This window comes from Mesorhizobium terrae (assembly GCF_008727715.1).
Classification (GTDB): Bacteria; Pseudomonadota; Alphaproteobacteria; order Rhizobiales; family Rhizobiaceae; genus Mesorhizobium; species Mesorhizobium terrae.
The window spans coordinates 2108459-2128587 of the sequence record NZ_CP044218.1 but is presented as its reverse complement, the minus strand read 5'-3'; the positions used below and the strand labels follow the sequence as shown (position 1 = coordinate 2128587).

The 20129-nt window shown below is 63.6% G+C and carries 20 protein-coding genes, 1 tRNA gene and 1 pseudogene; 4 read left to right on the top strand and 18 right to left on the bottom strand.

The window, feature by feature from the left end:
- Position 1: 1 nt before the first annotated feature.
- The 7 genes from FZF13_RS11575 to obgE all read right to left on the bottom strand — a co-directional run bounded on the left by FZF13_RS11575 (position 2) and on the right by obgE (position 6710).
- A complete protein-coding gene (locus FZF13_RS11575; protein WP_024922999.1) occupies positions 2–1315 on the bottom strand; it encodes a murein hydrolase activator EnvC family protein in 1314 nt (437 codons plus the stop codon).
- Positions 1316–1426: 111 nt separating this feature from the next.
- Entirely contained in the window at positions 1427–1909 is a 483-nt protein-coding gene (gene rlmH, locus FZF13_RS11570) for a 23S rRNA (pseudouridine(1915)-N(3))-methyltransferase RlmH (protein WP_024923000.1), read from the bottom strand.
- A gap of 24 nt (positions 1910–1933) precedes the next feature.
- On the bottom strand, positions 1934–2311 hold the full coding sequence (rsfS, locus tag FZF13_RS11565) for a ribosome silencing factor (RefSeq protein ID WP_024923001.1): 378 nt from the start codon (positions 2309–2311) through the stop codon (positions 1934–1936).
- A 187-nt stretch (positions 2312–2498) separates the two neighbouring features.
- Positions 2499–3086: a nicotinate-nucleotide adenylyltransferase gene (locus FZF13_RS11560; RefSeq protein ID WP_024923002.1), complete on the bottom strand. Its 588-nt coding sequence runs from the start codon at positions 3084–3086 to the stop codon at positions 2499–2501.
- A 160-nt stretch (positions 3087–3246) separates the two neighbouring features.
- Entirely contained in the window at positions 3247–4533 is a 1287-nt protein-coding gene (locus FZF13_RS11555; protein ID WP_024923003.1) for a glutamate-5-semialdehyde dehydrogenase, read from the bottom strand.
- 3 nt (positions 4534–4536) lie between these two features.
- Positions 4537–5676 carry a glutamate 5-kinase gene (proB, locus tag FZF13_RS11550; RefSeq protein WP_024923004.1) on the bottom strand — a complete coding sequence of 380 codons (1140 nt, stop codon included), beginning with the start codon at positions 5674–5676 and terminating at the stop codon, positions 4537–4539.
- A gap of 2 nt (positions 5677–5678) precedes the next feature.
- Entirely contained in the window at positions 5679–6710 is a 1032-nt protein-coding gene (gene obgE / locus FZF13_RS11545) for a GTPase ObgE (RefSeq protein WP_024923005.1), read from the bottom strand.
- A gap of 119 nt (positions 6711–6829) precedes the next feature.
- On the opposite strand from obgE, the gene FZF13_RS11540 reads away from it, so the two are divergent.
- Positions 6830–7699 (top strand): endonuclease/exonuclease/phosphatase family protein, encoded by an 870-nt coding sequence (locus tag FZF13_RS11540; protein WP_024923006.1) that lies wholly within the window; start codon positions 6830–6832, stop codon positions 7697–7699.
- A 16-nt stretch (positions 7700–7715) separates the two neighbouring features.
- On the opposite strand, the gene FZF13_RS11535 is transcribed toward FZF13_RS11540, so the two are convergent.
- From FZF13_RS11535 to rplU, 3 genes and pseudogenes are all read right to left on the bottom strand, one after another.
- Positions 7716–8303 (bottom strand): GNAT family N-acetyltransferase, encoded by a 588-nt coding sequence (locus FZF13_RS11535; RefSeq protein WP_024923007.1) that lies wholly within the window; start codon positions 8301–8303, stop codon positions 7716–7718.
- 121 nt (positions 8304–8424) lie between these two features.
- Positions 8425–8694 carry a 50S ribosomal protein L27 gene (rpmA, locus tag FZF13_RS11530; RefSeq protein WP_024923008.1) on the bottom strand — a complete coding sequence of 90 codons (270 nt, stop codon included), beginning with the start codon at positions 8692–8694 and terminating at the stop codon, positions 8425–8427.
- A gap of 103 nt (positions 8695–8797) precedes the next feature.
- A pseudogene (rplU, locus tag FZF13_RS11525) lies at positions 8798–9232 on the bottom strand (50S ribosomal protein L21); the annotation flags it as partial.
- A 268-nt stretch (positions 9233–9500) separates the two neighbouring features.
- On the opposite strand from rplU, the gene FZF13_RS11520 reads away from it, so the two are divergent.
- Together FZF13_RS11520 and FZF13_RS11515 are read left to right on the top strand one after the other, a co-directional pair.
- A tRNA-Ser gene (locus FZF13_RS11520) sits at positions 9501–9590 on the top strand.
- Positions 9591–10070: 480 nt separating this feature from the next.
- The gene (locus FZF13_RS11515; RefSeq protein ID WP_024923010.1) at positions 10071–11225 is read left to right on the top strand and encodes a GGDEF domain-containing protein; all 1155 of its coding nucleotides are present in this window, start codon (positions 10071–10073) and stop codon (positions 11223–11225) included.
- Positions 11226–11341: 116 nt separating this feature from the next.
- Here the strand turns inward: FZF13_RS11515 and FZF13_RS11510 are convergent, their stop codons facing one another.
- Positions 11342–12187 carry a fumarylacetoacetate hydrolase family protein gene (locus FZF13_RS11510; RefSeq protein ID WP_024923011.1) on the bottom strand — a complete coding sequence of 282 codons (846 nt, stop codon included), beginning with the start codon at positions 12185–12187 and terminating at the stop codon, positions 11342–11344.
- Positions 12188–12213: 26 nt separating this feature from the next.
- Positions 12214–12945 carry an SDR family oxidoreductase gene (locus FZF13_RS11505; protein ID WP_024923012.1) on the bottom strand — a complete coding sequence of 244 codons (732 nt, stop codon included), beginning with the start codon at positions 12943–12945 and terminating at the stop codon, positions 12214–12216.
- Positions 12946–13292: 347 nt separating this feature from the next.
- Between FZF13_RS11505 and FZF13_RS11500 the strand changes: the two genes are divergently transcribed.
- Entirely contained in the window at positions 13293–14129 is an 837-nt protein-coding gene (locus FZF13_RS11500) for an amidohydrolase family protein (RefSeq protein ID WP_024923013.1), read from the top strand.
- A gap of 120 nt (positions 14130–14249) precedes the next feature.
- On the opposite strand, the gene FZF13_RS11495 is transcribed toward FZF13_RS11500, so the two are convergent.
- From FZF13_RS11495 to FZF13_RS11470, 6 genes are all read right to left on the bottom strand, one after another.
- Complete coding sequence (locus FZF13_RS11495; protein WP_024923014.1) at positions 14250–14657, bottom strand: F0F1 ATP synthase subunit epsilon; 408 nt, start codon at positions 14655–14657, stop codon at positions 14250–14252.
- A 99-nt stretch (positions 14658–14756) separates the two neighbouring features.
- Complete coding sequence (gene atpD, locus FZF13_RS11490; protein WP_024923015.1) at positions 14757–16349, bottom strand: F0F1 ATP synthase subunit beta; 1593 nt, start codon at positions 16347–16349, stop codon at positions 14757–14759.
- A 73-nt stretch (positions 16350–16422) separates the two neighbouring features.
- A complete protein-coding gene (locus FZF13_RS11485) occupies positions 16423–17304 on the bottom strand; it encodes a F0F1 ATP synthase subunit gamma (RefSeq protein ID WP_024923016.1) in 882 nt (293 codons plus the stop codon).
- A 30-nt stretch (positions 17305–17334) separates the two neighbouring features.
- Positions 17335–18864 carry a F0F1 ATP synthase subunit alpha gene (gene atpA, locus FZF13_RS11480; RefSeq protein WP_024923017.1) on the bottom strand — a complete coding sequence of 510 codons (1530 nt, stop codon included), beginning with the start codon at positions 18862–18864 and terminating at the stop codon, positions 17335–17337.
- Complete coding sequence (locus tag FZF13_RS11475; RefSeq protein ID WP_024923018.1) at positions 18864–19424, bottom strand: F0F1 ATP synthase subunit delta; 561 nt, start codon at positions 19422–19424, stop codon at positions 18864–18866. The genes atpA and FZF13_RS11475 overlap by 1 nt, the downstream gene beginning before the upstream one ends.
- Before the next feature lie 246 nt (positions 19425–19670).
- A complete protein-coding gene (locus FZF13_RS11470) occupies positions 19671–20066 on the bottom strand; it encodes an AGROH133_08824 family phage infection protein (RefSeq protein ID WP_024923019.1) in 396 nt (131 codons plus the stop codon).
- Positions 20067–20129 lie beyond the last annotated feature (63 nt).

The following is a 20129-nucleotide window of genomic DNA, read 5'->3' as shown; positions in this document are numbered from 1 at the left end:
TTCACGTCCTTCCAGAGAATCGATCCGCCCACCATGGGTTAGGATCGACAGGTTTTCCATCCTTGCGGAACTCGATGTAGAGTTCCGGCGTGGCATTTCCATTCTGCGCTGCAGACGTGCTCGCCACCCGGGCTTCGCCCATGGTGCCAATCGGTTCGCCCGAGAGCACGGCCTGGCCAGCCGCTACGTTCAATTTGCTCATTCCCGCCAACACGACATGATAGCCGTCGCCGGCGTTCAGGATCAAGAGTTGGCCATACGAGCGAAACGGCCCCGCATAAAGAACGCTTCCATCCGCCGGTGCGGTGACGATGGCTCCCGATTGTGTCGCAACCATGTCGCCTTGCATGATGCCGCCGCTGCCGTCCTCGCCTCCGAACCGGCGTCGCATTTTGCCGGTAACCGGCAGGGCAACCTGCCCTTGCATCGCCGAAAACGGCGATACCGATGCCAGGCGATTGGCTTCCGGAACCGGGGTTGCGGCAGCGACTGCATCGGCGTTCGCCTTGTCGATCGCATCCTGCTTTGCCTTTTCCGCGGCTTTGCGTGTCTTGTCCGCCTCGGCGTCGAGCGAGGCGATCAGGTCCTTGAGGCTGGAGGCCTTGGCCGCCAGTTCCCGCGCCCGCTTCTGCTCGTCCGCCTGAGCCGTTTCGGTATCGGCCTGAAGCTTCTCCTTGGTCTGCAGCAACAGGTTGAGTCGCTGCTTCTCGGCGAGCTGATCCGTGACCGCGGCGGCGAGGCGCGCCCGCTCGGCCTCGATCGAAGCCGTCACCTTGGAAAGTTCCGCCAGTTCGGCCATCACCACGTCGGCGCGGTGCCGCAGTTCCGGCACGACGGCGCCAAGCAGGATGGCGCTGCGCACCGAGGACAGCGCATCCTCCGGCTGGACCAGGATCGCCGGCGGCGGATTGAGGCCCATGCGTTGCAGCGCGCCCAGCACCTCGGCCAGCACGTCGCGGCGCGAAGCCAGCGATTCGCGCAGCTTTTTTTCCTGGTCCTTGAAGCCACCCAGCCTGGTGCCGATCTCCTCGATGTCCTGGCTGAGCTTCTGCTCGGTCTTGGCCGACTGGATAAGGGCCGCGGTAATCGACGCGGAATCCTTCTTCACCGTGGCGATATCGGCGGCGAGCTTGCCAAGCCGCTCGCCCGACAGGGTGATCTCCTTGGATACCCGCTCATATTCCGCCCGGTTCTGGTCCGCGTCGGGCGGCGTTTCGGGGGTGTTTTGTGCGTGAGCCGAAGACGACATGACGAACGCAGCTGCAATGAAGCAACCGCGCATGATGCCCGATCTCGACTTTTCACGCTCTACCATGGAAGCCCGACTGTATTCGCGGCTTCGTTAACGAACCATCAACCATAATTATTCGCTCACCCACCTTCTGGGCTTCTCGAACCGCAATGGGGCGAAAATCGGATCAGCGCTCTAGGAGCGATGGTAAGGATGGCCGGCAAGGATCGTGGCGGCGCGGTAGAGCTGTTCGCCCAGCATGACCCGCACGAGCTGGTGCGGCCAGGTCATGGCGCTCAACGACACGACAAGATCGGCCTGATCGCGCAGCGACTGGTCGTGGCCGTCGGCGCCGCCGATCGCAATCACCAGCGCGCGACGCCCGCCGTCGCGGAACAGGCCGAGACGGCCGGCGAATTCCTCGGACGAAAAGGTGCGGCCCCGCTCATCCAGCAACACCAGCGCGCCGCCGGGCTGAAGCTGCGTCTGCAGGCGCTGGCCTTCCTCGCGCCGGCGCTCGCTGGCCGTCTGGCCGCGGCTTTCGGCGATTTCGGTGACGCCGGAAAACTCGAGGCCGATCGCGGCTCCGCTTTTGGCAAAACGGTCGAAATAGCGAGCGGCCAATTCTCTTTCGGGGCCGGCTTTCATCCGGCCCACGGCATGTACGATGATCTTCATCCCTGCCTCGCGGAGCCTAACGGCTCAGTGGAGGGTCTCTTCCTCGAGATCGGGTGCCAACCACATCTTTTCAAGATTGTAGAAGTCACGAACCTCTGGACGGAAGACGTGCACGATCACATCGCCGGAATCGATCAGCACCCAATCGGCGCTGGCCAGACCCTCGACGCGCGCGTCGCCCAAGCCGGCGTCCTTCAGCGCTTTGAGGAGATGGTCGGCAACCGCCGTCACATGACGGTTCGAGCGGCCCGACGCGATGACCATATAGTCGCCGAGGCTCGATTTTCCCTGGATGTCGATGGGGACGATGTTTTCGGCCTTGGAGTCTTCCAGACTGGCAAGGACTGTCTTGATGGCGCGGGCCGAGGCGTCGATGCCGCCTATCCCGGCCGCCGAAGGCACGATGTCGGCCTTCTTCCGCAGTGCTGTTCTCAGTGTCTTTCCTTTCACGAGAAGAACAACCAAATCACCGGCAACGCAGGTGACACCACTTAGATAGGCAGAGTCGCATTGCACTTTCAAGACAAACGCTTCGCGTTAACGCGGACACGCCCGCAGGGCGTCATCAACCCGCAGGCAAAGCGGAGGACTATTTCTTTGCCGCCTGCCTGATCTCGGTCGAAGACAAGAGCGAACGCGGGCCATGGATGAAGGTCCAGGCCGGCGCCCTCATGCGCGCCAGGATCGGCGCATCGCCCTCGTCGACGCGGGCGTAGTCGAAGGTCTTGGCGACGACCGAGGACAGGAAGGACAGCGTCGAACCCGGCCTGTCGATGACGGCGATCGGAAAGGTCATCACGATCTGGCGCCAGCGTTGCCAGCGATGGAAATCGCGCAACGAATCCGCTCCCATGATCCAGACGAAGTCGATGCCCGGGTTCTTGGCCCGCACCAGCGCCAGCGTGTCGGCCGTATAGCGGATATGGTGGCTTGCCTCGAAGGCAGTCACCTTGATGCGGGGGTTCTGCGCAATCTTTTCCGAAAGCCTGATGCGTTCGGCAAGCGGCGCCAGTTCGCGCGTGCTTTTCAGGGGATTGCCGGGCGTGACGATCCACCAGAGCTGGTCGAGCGCCAGGCGCCTGAGAGCGATCTCTGCCACCAGCGCATGCCCGGCATGGGCGGGATTGAACGAGCCGCCGAACAGACCGATCTGCATGCCTTTCTCGGCATAGGGCATCCGCAGATATCGGGAGGCGACCGCCTCGCCCTTACCCACATGGGAAGCGTCGATCCGTGAAGCGGAGCCGGCCTGAGGCGCGTCGGAAATCAGTTTTACCCCCAAACCAAGCTCGCGGCACCCGCCACTCTCCCCAAACAAGGGAGAGCAACAATCTCCTTCACGGCCGCACCTGCCCGTTGCCGCGCACCCGGTACTTGAACGATGTCAGCTGTTCGACGCCAACCGGCCCGCGCGCATGCATCTTGCCGGTCGCGATGCCGATCTCGGCGCCCATGCCGAATTCGCCGCCATCGGCGAACTGGGTCGAGGCGTTGTGCAGGAGGATCGCCGAGTCGATCTCGTTGAAGAACCGTTCGACGACGGCCACGTCCTCGGCGACGATCGCCTCGGTGTGATGCGAGGAGAAGGTTTCGATATGCTCGATGGCGCCATCGACACCGTCGACCAGCTTCACCGCGATGATGGCGTCGAGATATTCCGTCACCCAGTCGGCATCCGTGGCGGGTTTGGCATCGCCAAAGGCCTTCAGCACATCGGCTTCGGCATGGATTTCGCAGCCGGCTACGCGCAGGGCCTCCAAAATGGGAATGAGATGCGTACCAGCGACCGCCCTGTCGACCAGCAGCGTCTCGGCGGCGCCGCAGATGCCGGTGCGGCGCATCTTGGCGTTGACGGCGATGGCCACCGCCATGTCGAGCTTTGCCGACTTGTCGATGTAGAGATGGCAGATGCCTTCCAGATGCGCGAACACCGGGACGCGCGCTTCCGTCTGCACACGCTCGACCAGGCTGCGGCCGCCGCGCGGGATGATGACGTCGAGATTGCCGGAAAGCCCCTTCAGCATCTCGCCGACGGCGGCGCGATCCGTGGTCGGCACCAGCTGGATCGCATCCTCGGGCAGATTGGCGGCCTTCAGCCCTTCCACCAGGCAGGCATGAATGGCGGAAGAGGAATTGATGGAATCCGAGCCGCCGCGCAGGATGACCGGATTGCCGGCCTTCAGGCACAAGGCGCCGGCATCGGCGGTGACATTCGGGCGGCTTTCGTAGATCACGCCGATGACGCCGAGCGGCGTACGCACGCGTTCGATGTGCAGGCCGTTCGGCCTGTCCCATTCCGCGATCACGTCGCCAACCGGGTCTTTGAGTGCCGCGATCTCGCGGATGCCGTCGCTGATCGCCTTGATGCGCGCCGAAGTGAGTTTCAGCCTGTCCATCAGCGAAGGCGAAAGGCCTGCTTCTTCGCCGTTCTTCATATCAATTGCGTTGGCGGCGACGATCGCCGCCTCGTTGCGCATAATCGCATCGGCCATCGCAAGCAGCGCGGCATTCTTGCGGTCGCTGGAAGCGATGGCGAGTGGTCGGGCCGCCGCGCGCGCCTTGCGGCCGAGTTCGGCCATCAGCGTGACCGTATTGGCTACCGACCCTTCATGCAGCTTCAGCATGGCTCATTCTCCGCTGTCGGCACCGGCATGGCTCACCACGAGATCGTCGCGATGGATCATCGCCGAACGCGCCTCGTAGCCCAGCACCGCCTCGATCTCGGCTGTCTTGAGGCCGGCGATTCTTACGGCATCGGCCGCATCATAGGCAACCAGCCCGCGGGCAATCTCGCGCCCCTCGGGCGAGAGGATAGCGACGGTGTCGCCGCGCGCGAAATTGCCGCTGACCAGCTTCACACCCGCCGGCAGCAACGATTTGCCGGATATCAGCGCCCCGACGGCGCCGGCATCGACGGTGAGCCGGCCGGCCGGCTCGAGCTGGCCGGCGATCCAGGTCTTGTAGCCTTTCACCGGCGTCGGGCTCGGCTTGAAGAAAGTCGCCCGTTCGCCACGTTCGATCGCCATCAGCGGCGACAGCCTGGTACCCGCCGTGATGATCATCGCCGTGCCGGCGGCATTGGCGATCTTGCCGGCGTCCAGCTTGGTGCGCATTCCGCCGCGCGACAATTCGGAGGCGGCGGCACCGGCCATCGCCTCGATGTCGGGCGTGATGCGCTCGACCACTGGAATGAAGGCGGCATTGGGATCGCGCGCCGGAGGCGCCGTATAGAGCCCGTCAATGTCGGAGAGCAGCACGAGGAGATCGGCGCCCATCATCGTCGCCACCCGCGCCGCCAGCCGGTCATTGTCGCCGTAGCGGATTTCGGACGTCGCCACCGTATCGTTCTCGTTGATGACCGGCACCGCCTTCATCTTCAGCAGCGTCGAGATGGTCGCCCGCGCATTGAGATAACGACGGCGCTCTTCCGTATCGCCGAGCGTCAGCAGGATCTGGCCGGACTTCAGGCCGTGGCCGCCAAGCGCGTCCGACCATGCGCCGGCAAGCGCGATCTGCCCGACGGCGGCGGCGGCCTGGCTTTCCTCCAGCTTGAGCGCCCGCTTGCCCAGTCCCAGAATGGTGCGGCCGAGCGCGATCGCACCCGAGGACACGACGAGAACCTCCGCTCCGCCGGCGGCCAGCGTGCCGACATCCTGCGCCAATGAGGCCAGCCACTCGCGTTTCAAACCGGTCGTGCGGTCGACCAGCAACGCCGAGCCGATCTTCACCGTGATGCGGCGATATTTCTTCAGGGACTGCGCGGACATGACTAGCGTTCCCAGCGCGTATCGACCTTTGCCGGCACGGCGTCGCGTGCCTCGGCCACCACGGCCATCAGTGCGCGCAGCACTGCTTCCACGCCTTCGCCGGTCACCGCCGACAACAAGAGCGGCGCGCGGCCGGCGGCACGTTTCAGCGAGGCCGTCTTCTTCTTGCGTTCGTCGGCGTCGAGAATATCGATCTGCGACAGCGCGACGATCTCGGTCTTTTCCGCGAGCCCGTGGCCATAGGCCACCAACTCGCCCCGCACGGTCTTGTAGGCCTTGCCGGGGTTTTCCTCCTGCGCGGAGACGAGATGCAGCAGCACACGCGTGCGCTCGACATGGCCGAGGAAGCGGTCGCCGATGCCGACGCCTTCATGGGCGCCTTCGATGAGGCCCGGAATGTCGGCGATGACGAATTCACGCGCATCGACGCGGGCAACGCCGAGGCCCGGATGCAGCGTGGTGAAAGGATAGTCGGCGATCTTCGGCTTGGCCGCGGTCACCGCAGCCAGGAAAGTCGACTTGCCGGCATTGGGCAACCCCACCAGCCCGGCATCGGCGATCAATTTGAGCCGCAACCAGATCCACATTTCCTCGCCCGGCAGGCCGGGATTGGCGCGACGCGGCGCCTGGTTGGTCGATGTCTTGAAATGCTGGTTGCCGAAACCGCCATTGCCGCCAGCTGCCAGCCGGAAGCGCTGGCCGATCTGGGTCAGGTCGCAGATCAGCGTCTCGTTGTCCTCGGCATAGACCTGGGTGCCCACCGGCACTTTCAGCACTATGTCGGCGCCCTTGGCCCCGGTCATGTTGCGGCCCATGCCGTGCGTGCCGGTCTTGGCCTTGAAATGCTGCTGGTAGCGATAGTCGATCAGCGTGTTCAGCCCATCGACCACTTCCAGCCAGACATCGCCGCCGCGGCCGCCGTCGCCGCCATCCGGCCCGCCGAACTCGATGAACTTCTCGCGCCGGAAAGACACGGAACCAGCGCCACCGTCACCGGAGCGAATGTAGACCTTGGCTTGATCGAGGAATTTCATCGGACGACGCGATTTCTGCTGCTATGGAACTTCATGAACCTGTCTGCTCTAAACTATGGCGAAGCCTAGAGCGAGAGCGGAGCGGGTCGTTTTTGCGGCCCGGCGCGGGAGAGTTTGTCATGCGGGTAGTGACCTACAACATTCAATACGGCATCGGCCTCGACGGCCGCTATGACCTCGCCCGCATCGTCGATGCGGTTCGTGGCGCCGATGTCATCGCGCTGCAGGAGGTCACGCGCAACAATCCCAAGAATGGCGGACACGACATGGTGGCCGCGATCATGGAAGCGCTGCCCGACTATTTCGCCGTCTACGGTTCCAACTTCGAGGCCAATGCCGGCTCCGCCGTCATCGGCGGGCGTGCCCGCACCGTCACGTTCCAGCTTGGCAACATGGTGTTGTCCAAGACGCCGATCCATCTGTCGCGCAACCTGCTTCTGCCGCGCGGCCGCTCCATCGGCGCGATGAACTTCCAGCGCGGCGCGCTGGAAGCGCTGATCGAAACGCCACTCGGCTTCGTGCGTTTTTATTCCACCCATCTCGATCATCGCAATCCGCTCGAACGCGCCCGGCAGGTTCGCTTCCTGCGCGAACGTTTGTTGAACCATGCGCTCGAAGGCGGCGCCCTCAGCGGTCTCGGCGAAATCGGCCTGCCGGAGCCGCCCTGTCCCGAGGCCTACGTGGTTATGGGCGACTTCAACATGCTTCCCGGTTCGCCCGAATATGTCGAACTTGCCGGCCTGCCCGATCACGAATTCGGCCTGCCCTTGAGCGTCGACCTCGCCGTCGACGCCGCCGCCCGGCTCGGCTCCAGCGGCGCCGACCTCGTCACCTGGGTCGATCCGGACAGACCAAAGGACGAAAGCCGGCACAAGCGCATCGACTACATCTTCACCAGTGCGTCGCTGGCCGGTTCCCTGAAGCGGCTTTGGGTCGACCGCGAAGCCGAAGGCTCCGACCATCTGCCGGTCTGGCTCGAAGTGAACTGACCTATGCCGACCGAGGTTACAGCCGCACCCAGGTCCTCAGGCTCGTCCAGGTCTTGCGGTCGAGCCGGTAGCGCTCGACGGGCACCTGGCCGGCAACGATGGAATTCAGCATGCCCTGCCCGGCATACTGGAAACCGCACTTGTGGATGACCCTGCGCGACGCCGGATTGATGACCCTGGTCGACGCATGCAGAACCTGGATGGTGGTGCGGGTGAAGGCGAGATCGACCAGCGCATGCGCGGCTTCCGTCGCATAGCCGCGCTTCCAGTAGGGCTCGCCGATCCAGTAACCCAGCTCCAGGCCGCGGTCGGTGCCGTTCAATCCGGCGCAGCCGATGAAGGCCCCGGTCTCGGCCAAAGTCAGCGCGAAAACGATGCCGCCGCGCGGTGCGCGCGCCATGGCGAGGAAGGCGCGGGCCTCGTCGATGCCATAGGGATGCGGCATGCGGGCCAGCATTTCGGCGACGTGGCGATTGTCGGCAAGCGTGACCAGCTGCTCGATGTCCGCCTCGCACGGCGCCCGCATCGCCAGGTGCTCGGTGCGCAGCACCGGGCAGTCGATCGTGAAGCCTCCGTCGTCCGTGTAGTCCGCTTCGGCAACCATAGAAAAGTCCTCCAGGCATAAGAAAAAGGGGAGATGGTCACCCATCTCCCCTGATCCATTTCCTGGCTTGGCCAGACACCGGTTCCCGAGATGGGGCGCCGGTGTCGTGGTGCGGAACCGGCTACTCCGCTGCTTTAAGGGTCGGGTTCACCGACACGTAGGTTCGGCCATTGGCTTTTTTGGCGAAGGCGACGGAGCCCTGTTCCAGCGCAAAGAGGGTATGGTCCTTGCCCATGCCTACATTGACGCCGGCATGCCACTTGGTGCCACGTTGACGAATAATAATGTTGCCGGCGAGCACGGCTTCGCCGCCGAACTTCTTCACGCCAAGGCGCTTGGATTCCGAATCGCGACCGTTGCGCGACGAACCGCCAGCTTTCTTGTGTGCCATTTCATTGCTCCTTTGCGCCGCGAAGGCGCCTCAAAATCCTTATGAACGCGTTCGCGTTCCGTTTCAAGCCTGCTTGGGCGACACCAGCCGCCCGGCAGTCTTACTCGGCGGCGGCCTCGGCCTTGGCCTTCTTCGGCGCAGCCTTCTCCTTCTTGGGAGCGGCTTCCGCTGCGACTTCAGCCTTCACCTCGGCCTTGGCGGCCGCCTTCTTCGAAGGCTTGGCGCCACCGACCAGAATCTCGGAGATGCGCACGGTGGTCTGAAGCTGGCGGTGGCCGATCTTGCGGCGCGAATTCTGCCGGCGGCGCTTCTTGAAAGCGATGACGGTGCGGTTCTTGCCCTGCTCGACGACTTCGGCGGTAACCACCGCGCCGTCGACGAACGGAGCGCCGATCACGACATTCTCGCCTTCGCCATGCGCCAGAACCTGGCCGATTTCGACGACGTCGCCGACATTGGCCTCGAGCTTCTCGATCTTGAGCACATCGTTGGCGGCAACGCGATACTGCTTGCCGCCCGTTTTGATGACTGCGAACATTTTTTGCCTTTCGCTGTTCGGTCGGCCTTTATGAACCAAACGATCCTCTCGGGATCAGGCGGTTCGGCCGTCTTTTTGTCAGTCTGCGGGTTTAAAAAACAAGCGGCGCGGAGAATCCCCCACGCCGAATGCGCGTCGTCCCTAACCGAAGGTTCGGCGTGAGTCAAGCAAAGGCCGGAAAAGCCGGCATAAAAGCCTGAGAAGGGCCTTGTGTCCCGGCCAAGCAGCCGTTATCTAGTGCGCCGCGCCGACAGGCCGACCACGCTGCGGAGAAGTGGCTGAGTGGTTGAAAGCACCGCACTCGAAATGCGGCATACTCGCAAGGGTATCGGGGGTTCGAATCCCTCCTTCTCCGCCATCTGGTTCTTTTGGACCGATCCGCTCCCCACAGCACGATATTGCCGCCGATCACCACGGCGCCATCAAATGGCCTGACACCGCCCAGGGCTTTGAAGTCCGGCCACACAGCAGGGTTGTCGAGCGCGCCTTCGGGTGGGCGACCCGACGGCGGCGCCTCGTGCGTGGCTGTGAGGAGCGCATGGACTGCTCCGACGCCATTATCCACGTCGCTCACGGGAGCCTCCTCCTCAGACGGGTCGCTCACCAACAGGCGTTCTCAAACGAACTCCGGGCGGTTGAAGCCGATTCAAGTCACGAAATCTCCAAACGGAATGTAACCGGGCGTTCAGCATGTCGCTAAATCCACTTTCAATGCTTCTCGCCTAGAACGACAGCAGTTTGCATGAAGAGCATGGTTTAGACAGAGGAATATTGAAATTCCACTTGCTCAAAACCTGCCGGGGCCGCCAGAAGGCGAAGGCAATGGTTAAGTACAGCTATGAGTTATGAAGGCGTCGTCGCGCTGCTGAATCCTGCGATGTCGGCAATATATTGCGCATCTTTAGTCGTGCTTTGGCGACATCAACGCCACCTCACCTATATCGTAATCTTCGCTCTTTCATATGCGATCAGGGGCCTCTGCTTCGGCGTCCTCTATTTCGCGTTTACCCAGGAAGCGCTGGTGCTCCGGCTCGTCGCCAACTCGTTTGTCCTTTTGGCTATGATGTTGCTGTACGTCGCGCTGTCCCGCCGAGATAAACAGCGGCCTCGATATGGCATCCTGTTCGCCATCGGCGCGATGTCGCTGGCGGCACTCTATTTCTACATGTTCGTGGAACCGAACTTGCCGGCGCGAGCTTTCATTCTCAATTGGGGGCTGGCGGCGGTCTGCCTGCTGATGCTGGGCGATGTCGGGAGACGTCCCCGCCGCACGCCGGTTGAACAATTGTTTTTCGGGCTCGTCGCCCTTGCTTGCCTGGGTTTCCTGCTTCGTCCCTTCACCTTCCACATTCCCGGTATCGCCGCCGATGAAATCGAAGCCACATACTGGCTGATCGTGTCGATCTCGGATGCTCTCATCTGTGCGACCTTGGGAGTGGGGATTTTCGCGATCATCGCCGTCGACATAATGGACGGTATGAAGACCGAGGCACAGACTGATGCCTTGTCAGGATTGCTCAATCGCAGGGGTTTTGATGCGCGCGCACACGATGCGCTTGCGCGGCAACCGGCCGACGCACGGGCAGCCCTGATCCTGAGCGATCTCGATAATTTCAAGGCGATCAACGATCGCTTCGGGCATAGCGGTGGCGACAGGATCATCCAGACCTTCTCCAGAATCCTCAAGGAGAAAGCCCCGGATGACGCCATCATCGCCCGTCATGGCGGGGAGGAATTCGTGGTCTTGCTTCCATCGGGACAGGCGGCCAATGCCCACAACTTCGCCGAGACTGTTCGGTCCATCTTCAAGGAAGGAACGCTGAATATGCTCTCGGGCGAATTTAGCCCAACAGCGAGCTTCGGGATCGCAGTTGCAAGCGAGGGCGAGAACCTCTCAGGATTGATGATCCGTGCCGACCGCGCACTTTACCAGGCAAAGAGCGAAGGGCGCGATTGCGTCCGGGAAAGCCGGCCAGGCGGCACGACGAGGTAAGGGCTAACGACCGACGCATCCGCCCCGAGACGCCTATCGGATCGCTTCAGTAATGCCGTGAGCCGGCGGGCGGTACTGCGCCGCCTGCCCAGCCCATGGCATTTCAGGCGTCGATGTCAGGCGTCTGCCCTGAAGGTCTGGCGCTGGCTGCCAAGGCCTTCGATGCCGAGTTCGACCACGTCGCCGGCCTTGAGGTAGCGCGGCGGCTTCATGCCCATGCCGACGCCGGGCGGCGTGCCGGTGGAGATGATGTCGCCGGGATGCAGGCTCATGAACTGCGACAGATAGGAGACCAGGAAGGCGACGCCATAGACCATCGTCCGGGTCGAGCCGTTCTGCATGGTTTCGCCATTGACCTTCAGCCACATTTTGAGGTCCTGCGGGTCCTTGACCTCGTCCTTGGTCACCAGCCAGGGCCCGGTCGGGCCGAACGTGTCGCAGCTCTTGCCCTTGGTCCATTGGCCGGACCGCTCGGTCTGGAAAGCGCGCTCCGAAACGTCGTGCGCCACGCAGTAGCCGGCGACATGGTCGAGCGCCTCGGCCTCCGTGACATATTTGGCGGTCTTGCCGATGACGACGGCCAGTTCCACCTCCCAATCGGTCTTTAGCGAACCGCGCGGGATCAGAACATCGTCATCCGGGCCGACGATGGCCGAGCTCGCCTTCATGAAGACCACCGGCTCGGGCGGCACCTGCAGGCCGGACTCGGCCGCATGGTCGGCATAGTTGAGGCCGATGCAGATGAACTTGCCGGTGCCGGCGACGCAGGGGCCGAGGCGCGGTTTGCCGGACACCGCCGGCAATGCCTTCGGGTCGAGCCTGGCCAGCGCCGTGAGCGATGCCGGGTCCAGCACCTTGCCGGCGATGTCGGCGACATGGCCCGACAGGTCGCGGAGCGTGCCGTCTCCATCGACAAGGCCGGGCTTCTCGGCGCCGACGGCGCCATAGCGAACGAGTTTCATGCAAATCCTCCAGTTCGTTCCAGTCGTCAGATCGACCAGCCGCCGTCGATGGCGTAGGCTTGGCCGGTCGTGTAGGTGGCGCCGGCCAGATGCACGGCGAGCGCGGCGATCTCCTCCGGCGTGCCGAGCCGGCCCATCGGCTGGCGGGCGATGAAGGCGGCCCGCGCGGCCTCATAGTCGCCCTGCGCGCGCATGCGGCTCTCCAGCGAAGGGCTTTCCACGGTGCCCGGACAGATGGCGTTGCAGCGAATGCCCCTGGAGACGAAGTCAGCGGCGATCGATTTGGTCAGCCCGATCACCGCCGCCTTGGTCACGCCATAGGCGAAGCGGTTGGGCACGCCCTTGATGCTGGACGCCACCGACGACATGTTGATGATCGAACCGTCGCCGCGTTCCAACATGCCCGGCAGCACCGCCTGGATGGTGCGCACCATGGCCTTCACATTGAGATTGAAGGCGAAGTCGAGATCGCCATCCTTCATCTCCAGCACCGAGCCGGAATGGACGAAGCCGGCGCAGTTGAACAAAACGTCGACACGGCCGATTTCGGCGAAAGCGCTGGCCACCGCGCCGTCGTCGAGCACATCGAGCCGGCGGGCGGTAATGCCCTTGGTCTTGGCCAGTTCGGCAAGCAGGGCCTCGTTGATATCCGTCGCAACCACGCGTGCGCCAGCTTCAACCAAGGCGAGCGCACTTGCCCGCCCGATGCCTTGCGCGGCCGCCGTCACCACCGCGACCTTGCCGTCGAGAGTACCCATGAACCGTCTTCCTCCTCCACGCCGGCGCCTTTGGCGCTTCGGCCGCCTCACTCACCGTCCCGGCGCCACCATCCGCGATCCGCAAGATGGACGCCGCGGCCGCCTCCTGGCCGTTCCGTCCGCATCCCTCGCCATGATGATCGCACGCACGGATAGTGCAGCCGATAGGGCCGGTCCTTGAGGGCCGACCGGCCGTACCTTACGGAAAGGCCATTGTCTTGGCCACCTCGTCTTGACGCCGGCATTGCAAAAAAGCTTCCCGGCAAGAAGCATTTCCTTCCCGTCCGATTGATGCTCTCATGGACAAAATGGGAGGCATGCCTTCCGCCGTTTCGAGGGAAGCAGCCATGATCGTCGACACCCATCTGCATCTGATCGACAGGCGGGCGCTGCGCTATCCCTGGCTGACCGGTGCACCAGCACTCAACCGGGATTTTTCGCATGCGGACTATGCGGTCGAAGCGCGCCGCGCCGGCATCGAGACGGCCATGCATATGGAGGTCGATGTCGATCCCGCCGACATCGAAGCCGAGACGGCCTATGTGAAGGCACTGGCGTCGGACAGGGAAAGCCTGGTCAGCGGCGCCATCGTTTCCTGTCGGCCGGAACTGGCGAGCTTTCCTGCCTATCTGGAGCGTGTGCGCGCCGATCCCTTCGTGAAGGGCTTTCGCCGTGTCCTGCATGTCGTGCCGGACGATGTCTCGGAAGGCGCGCTGTTTCGCGAGAATATCCGCAAGATCGGCGGCAGCGGTCTTACTTTCGACCTCTGCGTACAGCCGCATCAGATCCCGAAAGCGATCGCGCTCGCCGACCTCGCCCCGGATGTCCGCTTCGTGCTCGACCATTGCGGCGTGCCGGACATCAGGGGCAAGGCCGATCATCCCTGGCGCGCGCATGTCGCCGAGATCGCCCGCCGGCCGAATGTGATCGCCAAGATCTCCGGCATCGTCGCCTATGCCGATCCGTCGAGCTGGACGGTCGCCACCTTGCGCCCCTATGTCGAACACGTCATCGCCAGTTTCGGCTGGGATCGCGTGGTCTGGGGCAGCGACTGGCCGGTCTGCACCCTTGGCGGCGGCCTTTCGACATGGGTAGCAGCAACGCACGCTTTGCTCGAAGGCTGTAGCGAGGACGAACGCAGCCGGCTTCTGTCGGCGAATGCGAGACGGTTCTGGAATCTGTAGCGGCCGGGTATTTCCCACCCTGGCGGGAGACACTCCAACCCGCCCGAAACTGCGAAACACGGGCCAAAAAACAAAAAAGCCGGGCTGAGACCCGGCTTTTCGTTCTTTGATGCAGGCCGCTCAGGCCGGCAGGATGGCGCCTTCCAGCGTGGTCAGCTGGTGCAGGAACTGCTCTGCCTTGGTGCGCGATGCATCGTCCTTGGCGTCGTTCATGTCCTCGCGCGCTTCCTGGATGCGGCGAGCGATGTCGGCGCGGTCGATGTCCTTCACGGCCACCGCCGATTCGGCCAGCAGCGTGCAGCCTGAGGGCAGGATGTCGGCGAAACCGCCGAATACCACGTAGCGCTGTTCCTGGCCGCCGGCGGTCTTCACCGTCACGACACCCGGCTTGATGGTGGTCATGACCGGCGCGTGCTGCGCCATCACGGTCATCTCGCCTTCCGCACCCGGAATGACGACGGACTCGACCTGTTCCGAGACCAGCAGGCGCTCGGGCGAGACCAGTTCGAATTTGAAAGCTTCAGCCATGTCGTTCTAGCGAACAGCGAATAGTGATTAGCGAATAGATTTCGCCACTGGCCATCACATCTTCCTTATTCGCTACTCCCTATTCGCTTTTCGCTCCGATCAAGCCGCTTCGGCGGCCAGACGCTGGGCCTTCTCGACCGCCTCGTCGATGTTGCCGACCATGTAGAAGGCGGCTTCCGGCAGGTGGTCGTAGTCGCCGTTGCAAAGGCCCTTGAAGCCCTTGATGGTGTCGGCGAGGTCGACCAGCTTGCCCGGCGCACCGGTGAACACTTCGGCGACGAAGAACGGCTGCGACAAGAAGCGCTCGATCTTGCGGGCGCGCGCCACCGTCTGCTTGTCCTCTTCCGAAAGCTCGTCCATGCCCAGGATGGCGATGATGTCCTGCAGCGACTTGTAGCGCTGGAGGATCGACTGCACCTGGCGGGCGACCTGGTAGTGCTCGTCGCCGACGATCAGCGGGTCGAGCATGCGCGAGGTCGAGTCGAGCGGATCGACGGCCGGGTAGATACCCTTTTCCGAGATGGCGCGGTTCAACACGGTCGTCGCGTCAAGGTGGGCGAACGAGGTTGCCGGCGCCGGGTCGGTCAAGTCGTCGGCGGGCACGTAGATGGCCTGCACCGAGGTGATCGAACCCTTGGTCGTGGTGGTGATGCGTTCCTGCAGCGCGCCCATGTCGGTGGCGAGCGTCGGCTGATAACCCACGGCCGAAGGAATACGGCCGAGCAGAGCCGACACTTCCGAACCCGCCTGGGTGAAGCGGAAGATGTTGTCGACGAAGAACAGCACGTCCTGGCCCTGGTCGCGGAAATATTCAGCGACCGTCAGACCGGTCAGAGCGACGCGGGCGCGGGCTCCCGGCGGCTCGTTCATCTGGCCGTAAACCAGCGCTGCCTTCGAGCCCTGGCCGCCGCCCTTCTTGTTGACGCCCGACTCGATGAACTCGTGATAGAGATCGTTGCCTTCGCGGGTGCGCTCGCCGACGCCGGCGAACACCGAATAACCGCCATGCGCCTTGGCGACGTTGTTGATCAGTTCCTGGATCAGAACGGTCTTGCCGACGCCAGCGCCGCCGAACAGGCCGATCTTGCCGCCGCGGGCGTAAGGTGCCAGCAGGTCGAGAACCTTGATGCCGGTGACGAGGATCTGTGCCTCGGTCGACTGATCGACATAGGCCGGGGCCGGCTGGTGGATGGCGCGGATTTCAACGCCGTCGACCGGACCGGCTTCGTCAACCGGCTCGCCGATGACGTTGATGATGCGGCCGAGCATGCCCGGACCGACCGGAACCGAAATCGGCGCGCCGGTGTCGTAGACGGCCTGTCCGCGAACCAGACCTTCCGAGGTGTCCATGGCGATGCAGCGCACGGTGTTTTCGCCGAGGTGCTGGGCGACTTCGAGAACCAGGCGGTTGCCGACGTTCTCGGTCTCCAGCGCGTTCAGGATCGCCGGCAGGTGATCTTCGAACTGCACGTCGACGACGGCGCCGATGACCTGACGGACCTTGCCGGCGGCACCGACCGGCTTCTTGACCGGAGCCGGCGCCTTGACGCTTGCCACGGCCTTGGCCGGAGCTGCCGCCTTGGCGGGAGCCGCTGCCTTCTTAGCCGGAGCGGCCTTTGCCGCCGCCGGCGCCTTGGGAGCGGCCGCGGCCTTGGCCGGTGCTTCCTTCTTCGGGGTCGCTGCTTTCGCCATCGTCTTTACCCTTTTTCGTCCGTTTGGTTACCGCGTGATCCGTGCGAAGGCGGCGTGCCTTCGCGGTTCACGCTTAGAGCGCTTCGGCGCCCGAAATGATTTCGATCAGTTCCTTGGTGATCTGCGCCTGGCGCTGGCGGTTATACGTGATCGACAGCCTGTTGATCATGTCGCCTGCGTTGCGCGTCGCACTGTCCATTGCGCTCATCTTGGCGCCCATCTCGCCGGCCGCGTTTTCAAGCAGCGCCCGGAAGATCTGCACCGCGATGTTGCGCGGGATGAGGTCGGAGAGGATTTCGCCCGGCTCCGGCTCGTATTCATAGACGGCGGCGCCGTTCGCGGCCTCGCCCGAAGACTGAGCGGAAGCGGCGGGAATGATCTGCTGCGCGGTCGGAACCTGGCTGATCACCGACTTGAACTGCGAATAGAACAGCGTGCAGACGTCGAACTGGCCGTCATTGAACAGGCCGATCACCTTCTTGGCGATCCCGTCGGCGTTGACGAAGCCCAGCGTGCGCACTTCGCGCAGGTCGACGCGGTCGAGGATTTGCCCGGCGAAGTCGCGACGCAGGATATCGTAGCCCTTCTTGCCGACGCAGATGATCTTCACCTGCTTGCCATTGGCGAGCAGCCGGCGGATGTGGTCGCGCGCCAGTCGGGCGATCTGCGAGTTGAAGCCGCCGCACAGGCCGCGCTCGGCCGTGCAGACGACGAGCAGATGCACGTCGTCCTTGCCGGTGCCGGTCATCAGCGCAGGAGCATCGCCGCCACCGCCGACCGCCTGGGTGATGTTGGCCAGCACCGCGCCCATCCGCTCGGAATAGGGACGCGCCGCTTCCGCGGCCTCCTGGGCACGACGCAGCTTCGCCGCGGCGACCATCTGCATCGCCTTGGTGATTTTCTGCGTCGCCTTGACGGAGGCGATGCGGTTACGAAGGTCTTTTAGTGAAGCCATGCTCCGAACCCGGTCCCGTCTTCCGCCGCTTTACGCGAAGGTCTTGGCGAAGTTGTCGATTTCGGCCTTGAGCTTGCCGCGCAGATCGTCCGACAGCGCCTTCTCCTTGCGGATCGCATCGAGAATGGCCTTGCCGGCCGTGCGCATATGGGTGAGCAGGCCCTGCTCGAACTTGCTGACCTGGTTCAGCGCCAGCTTGTCGAGATAGCCGTTCACGCCGGCGAAGATCACCGCGACCTGCTCTTCGGTCTTGAGCGGCGAGAACTGCGGCTGCTTGAGGAGTTCCGTCAGACGCGAACCGCGGTTCAACAGGCGCTGCGTGGCGGCGTCGAGATCCGAGCCGAACTGAGCGAAGGCCGCCATTTCACGATACTGGGCGAGCTCGCCCTTGATCGAGCCGGCAACCTGCTTCATCGCCTTGATCTGCGCCGACGAACCGACGCGCGACACCGACAGACCGACGTTCACGGCCGGACGGATGCCCTGGAAGAACAGATTGGTCTCGAGGAAGATCTGGCCGTCGGTGATCGAGATCACGTTGGTCGGGATGTAGGCCGAGACGTCGTTGGCCTGCGTCTCGATGACCGGCAGCGCGGTCAGCGAACCGTTGCCCATGTCGTCGTTGAGCTTGGCGGCGCGCTCGAGCAGGCGCGAGTGCAGGTAGAAGACGTCGCCCGGATAGGCTTCGCGGCCCGGAGGACGGCGCAGCAGCAGCGACATCTGGCGGTAGGCGACGGCCTGCTTGGACAGATCGTCATAACCGATCAGCGCGTGCTGGCCGTTGTCGCGGAAATATTCGCCCATGGTGCAGGCGGTGAACGGCGCCAGGAACTGCATCGGAGCCGGGTCCGAAGCGGTGGCGGCGACGATGATCGAGTAGTCGAGCGCGCCGCGCTCTTCCAGAACCTTGACGAACTGCGCGACGGTCGAGCGCTTCTGGCCGACAGCGACGTAGACGCAGAACAGCTTCTCCGATTCAGGGCCGGTCTCGTGCACCGACTTCTGGTTCAGCATGGTGTCGAGAATGATGGCTGTCTTGCCGGTCTGACGGTCACCGATGACCAGCTCGCGCTGGCCGCGACCGACCGGGATGAGCGCGTCGATGGCCTTGAGGCCGGTCGACATCGGCTCGTGCACCGACTTGCGCGGAATGATGCCGGGGGCCTTGACGTCGACGCGCATACGCTTGTCGGCCTTGATCGGGCCCTTGCCGTCGATCGGGTTGCCGAGGGCGTCGACGACGCGGCCGAGCAGGCCCGGACCGACCGGAACGTCCACGATGGCGCCGGTGCGCTTGACGGTGTCGCCTTCCTTGATGTCGCGGTCGGCACCGAAGATGACGACGCCGACATTGTCGGCTTCGAGGTTGAGCGCCATGCCGCGGATGCCGCCGGGGAACTCGACCATTTCGCCCGCCTGGACGTTGTCGAGACCGTAGACGCGGGCGATACCGTCACCCACCGACAGAACCTGACCGACTTCGGAAACTTCGGCTTCCTTGCCGAAATTCTTGATCTGGTCTTTCAGAATTGCGGAAATTTCCGCGGCGCGGATGTCCATCAGCCGACCTCTTTCAGTGCAAGCTTGAGCGAATTGAGTTTGGTTTTGAGCGACGTATCGATCTGGCGCGAGCCCATCTTCACGACCATGCCGCCGAGCAGCGAGGGATCGACCGTAACGGCGATCGTCACATCCTTGCCCGCGACGCTTTTCAGCGCGGCCTTGAGTTCGGTTTCCTGGGCGGAAGTCAGCGCATGCGCCGACGTAACCTCGGCCGCCACTTCGCCGCGGTGTTCGGCGGCGATACGGCGGAACGCCTTGATCATGCCAGGCACTGCGAACAGGCGGCGGTTGCCGGCCACGACACGCAGGAAGTCACCGGCGAGACCGCCGATCTTGGCCTTGTCGACGATGGCGGAAATGGCACGGACCTGCTCCTCGGTCGAGAAGACCGGGCTGCCGATGAGGCGCGTCAGGTCGGCACTGCCGGCAAGCATCGCGTCGAAGCTGTTAAGGTCGGCCTCGACCTTGGCAACGGATTTCGCTTCGAGCGCGAGCTCGAAAAGCGATGACGCGTAGCGTTCAGCGACAGCGGAGATTGGCGAGGACGTTTGGGCCACGGACCGTCTTTTCTCTTGTCTGACAGGCCGCAGATTGTTGGCGCGAGCGAAAACTCTGGCTAAATCTTTGACCTTACTAAATTTTTCCAAGCCAAGGGACGTGGCTTCCGCTGTTCCCCGGCCGAAAGTCGGTTGCCGTCTAGCACAGGCTTTTCAGGACCGCAATGCGTCCACGGACACGCTTTCAAGGCACTTTTGTCGCATCCAGCGGTCGAGTTCAATGGGCGCGGCCGGATTCGGCGCGATTCAGGGCAAAAAGCCGAAGGCGAAGGCGAGCGGCATTGCCGCCAGCACGATCTCCACCACGACCGCCGCCCAGTTGTAGGGCGTGTTGGCTCCGTCGGACATCATGGCGAGGATTCTTCCGAAGGCGGTGAACAGCCAGGAGAAGCCGAGCGCCATGTAGAGCAGCGGCTGGGCAAGCAGGATCGCGCACAGCCCGACGCCCAGGTAGAAACCGGCCATGCGGGCGCGCCCCTCGGCGATCGCCTCGGGTTTCTCCGGCTTGGGCTGGAGCCGCAGGAGCTTGAAGCAGAGGCCGGGCGCGAAGAACAGCGCCAGACCCAGGACGAGCGTGACGGCCGCGCTCGACCAGGCGAGCCATTCACCGTGGCTGGTCGGCCATGGAAACGAAAATGCCATTTGCTCGGATCCCCTCGAAAGCGTGCGCCGCATTGAAGATCATCGCCTTGGGAAGTCAAGCAC

Coding starts and splice junctions, on each gene's coding strand:
- FZF13_RS11575 (WP_024922999.1), bottom strand. CDS start 1,315: ATGGTAGAGCGTGAAAAGTCGAGATCGGGCATCATGCGCGGTTGCTTC.
- rlmH (WP_024923000.1), bottom strand. CDS start 1,909: ATGAAGATCATCGTACATGCCGTGGGCCGGATGAAAGCCGGCCCCGAA.
- FZF13_RS11560 (WP_024923002.1), bottom strand. CDS start 3,086: ATGCCCTATGCCGAGAAAGGCATGCAGATCGGTCTGTTCGGCGGCTCG.
- FZF13_RS11555 (WP_024923003.1), bottom strand. CDS start 4,533: ATGCTGAAGCTGCATGAAGGGTCGGTAGCCAATACGGTCACGCTGATG.
- proB (WP_024923004.1), bottom strand. CDS start 5,676: ATGTCCGCGCAGTCCCTGAAGAAATATCGCCGCATCACGGTGAAGATC.
- obgE (WP_024923005.1), bottom strand. CDS start 6,710: ATGAAATTCCTCGATCAAGCCAAGGTCTACATTCGCTCCGGTGACGGT.
- FZF13_RS11540 (WP_024923006.1), top strand. CDS start 6,830: ATGCGGGTAGTGACCTACAACATTCAATACGGCATCGGCCTCGACGGC.
- FZF13_RS11535 (WP_024923007.1), bottom strand. CDS start 8,303: ATGGTTGCCGAAGCGGACTACACGGACGACGGAGGCTTCACGATCGAC.
- rpmA (WP_024923008.1), bottom strand. CDS start 8,694: ATGGCACACAAGAAAGCTGGCGGTTCGTCGCGCAACGGTCGCGATTCG.
- FZF13_RS11515 (WP_024923010.1), top strand. CDS start 10,071: ATGAGTTATGAAGGCGTCGTCGCGCTGCTGAATCCTGCGATGTCGGCA.
- FZF13_RS11510 (WP_024923011.1), bottom strand. CDS start 12,187: ATGAAACTCGTTCGCTATGGCGCCGTCGGCGCCGAGAAGCCCGGCCTT.
- FZF13_RS11505 (WP_024923012.1), bottom strand. CDS start 12,945: ATGGGTACTCTCGACGGCAAGGTCGCGGTGGTGACGGCGGCCGCGCAA.
- FZF13_RS11500 (WP_024923013.1), top strand. CDS start 13,293: ATGATCGTCGACACCCATCTGCATCTGATCGACAGGCGGGCGCTGCGC.
- FZF13_RS11495 (WP_024923014.1), bottom strand. CDS start 14,657: ATGGCTGAAGCTTTCAAATTCGAACTGGTCTCGCCCGAGCGCCTGCTG.
- atpD (WP_024923015.1), bottom strand. CDS start 16,349: ATGGCGAAAGCAGCGACCCCGAAGAAGGAAGCACCGGCCAAGGCCGCG.
- FZF13_RS11485 (WP_024923016.1), bottom strand. CDS start 17,304: ATGGCTTCACTAAAAGACCTTCGTAACCGCATCGCCTCCGTCAAGGCG.
- atpA (WP_024923017.1), bottom strand. CDS start 18,864: ATGGACATCCGCGCCGCGGAAATTTCCGCAATTCTGAAAGACCAGATC.
- FZF13_RS11470 (WP_024923019.1), bottom strand. CDS start 20,066: ATGGCATTTTCGTTTCCATGGCCGACCAGCCACGGTGAATGGCTCGCC.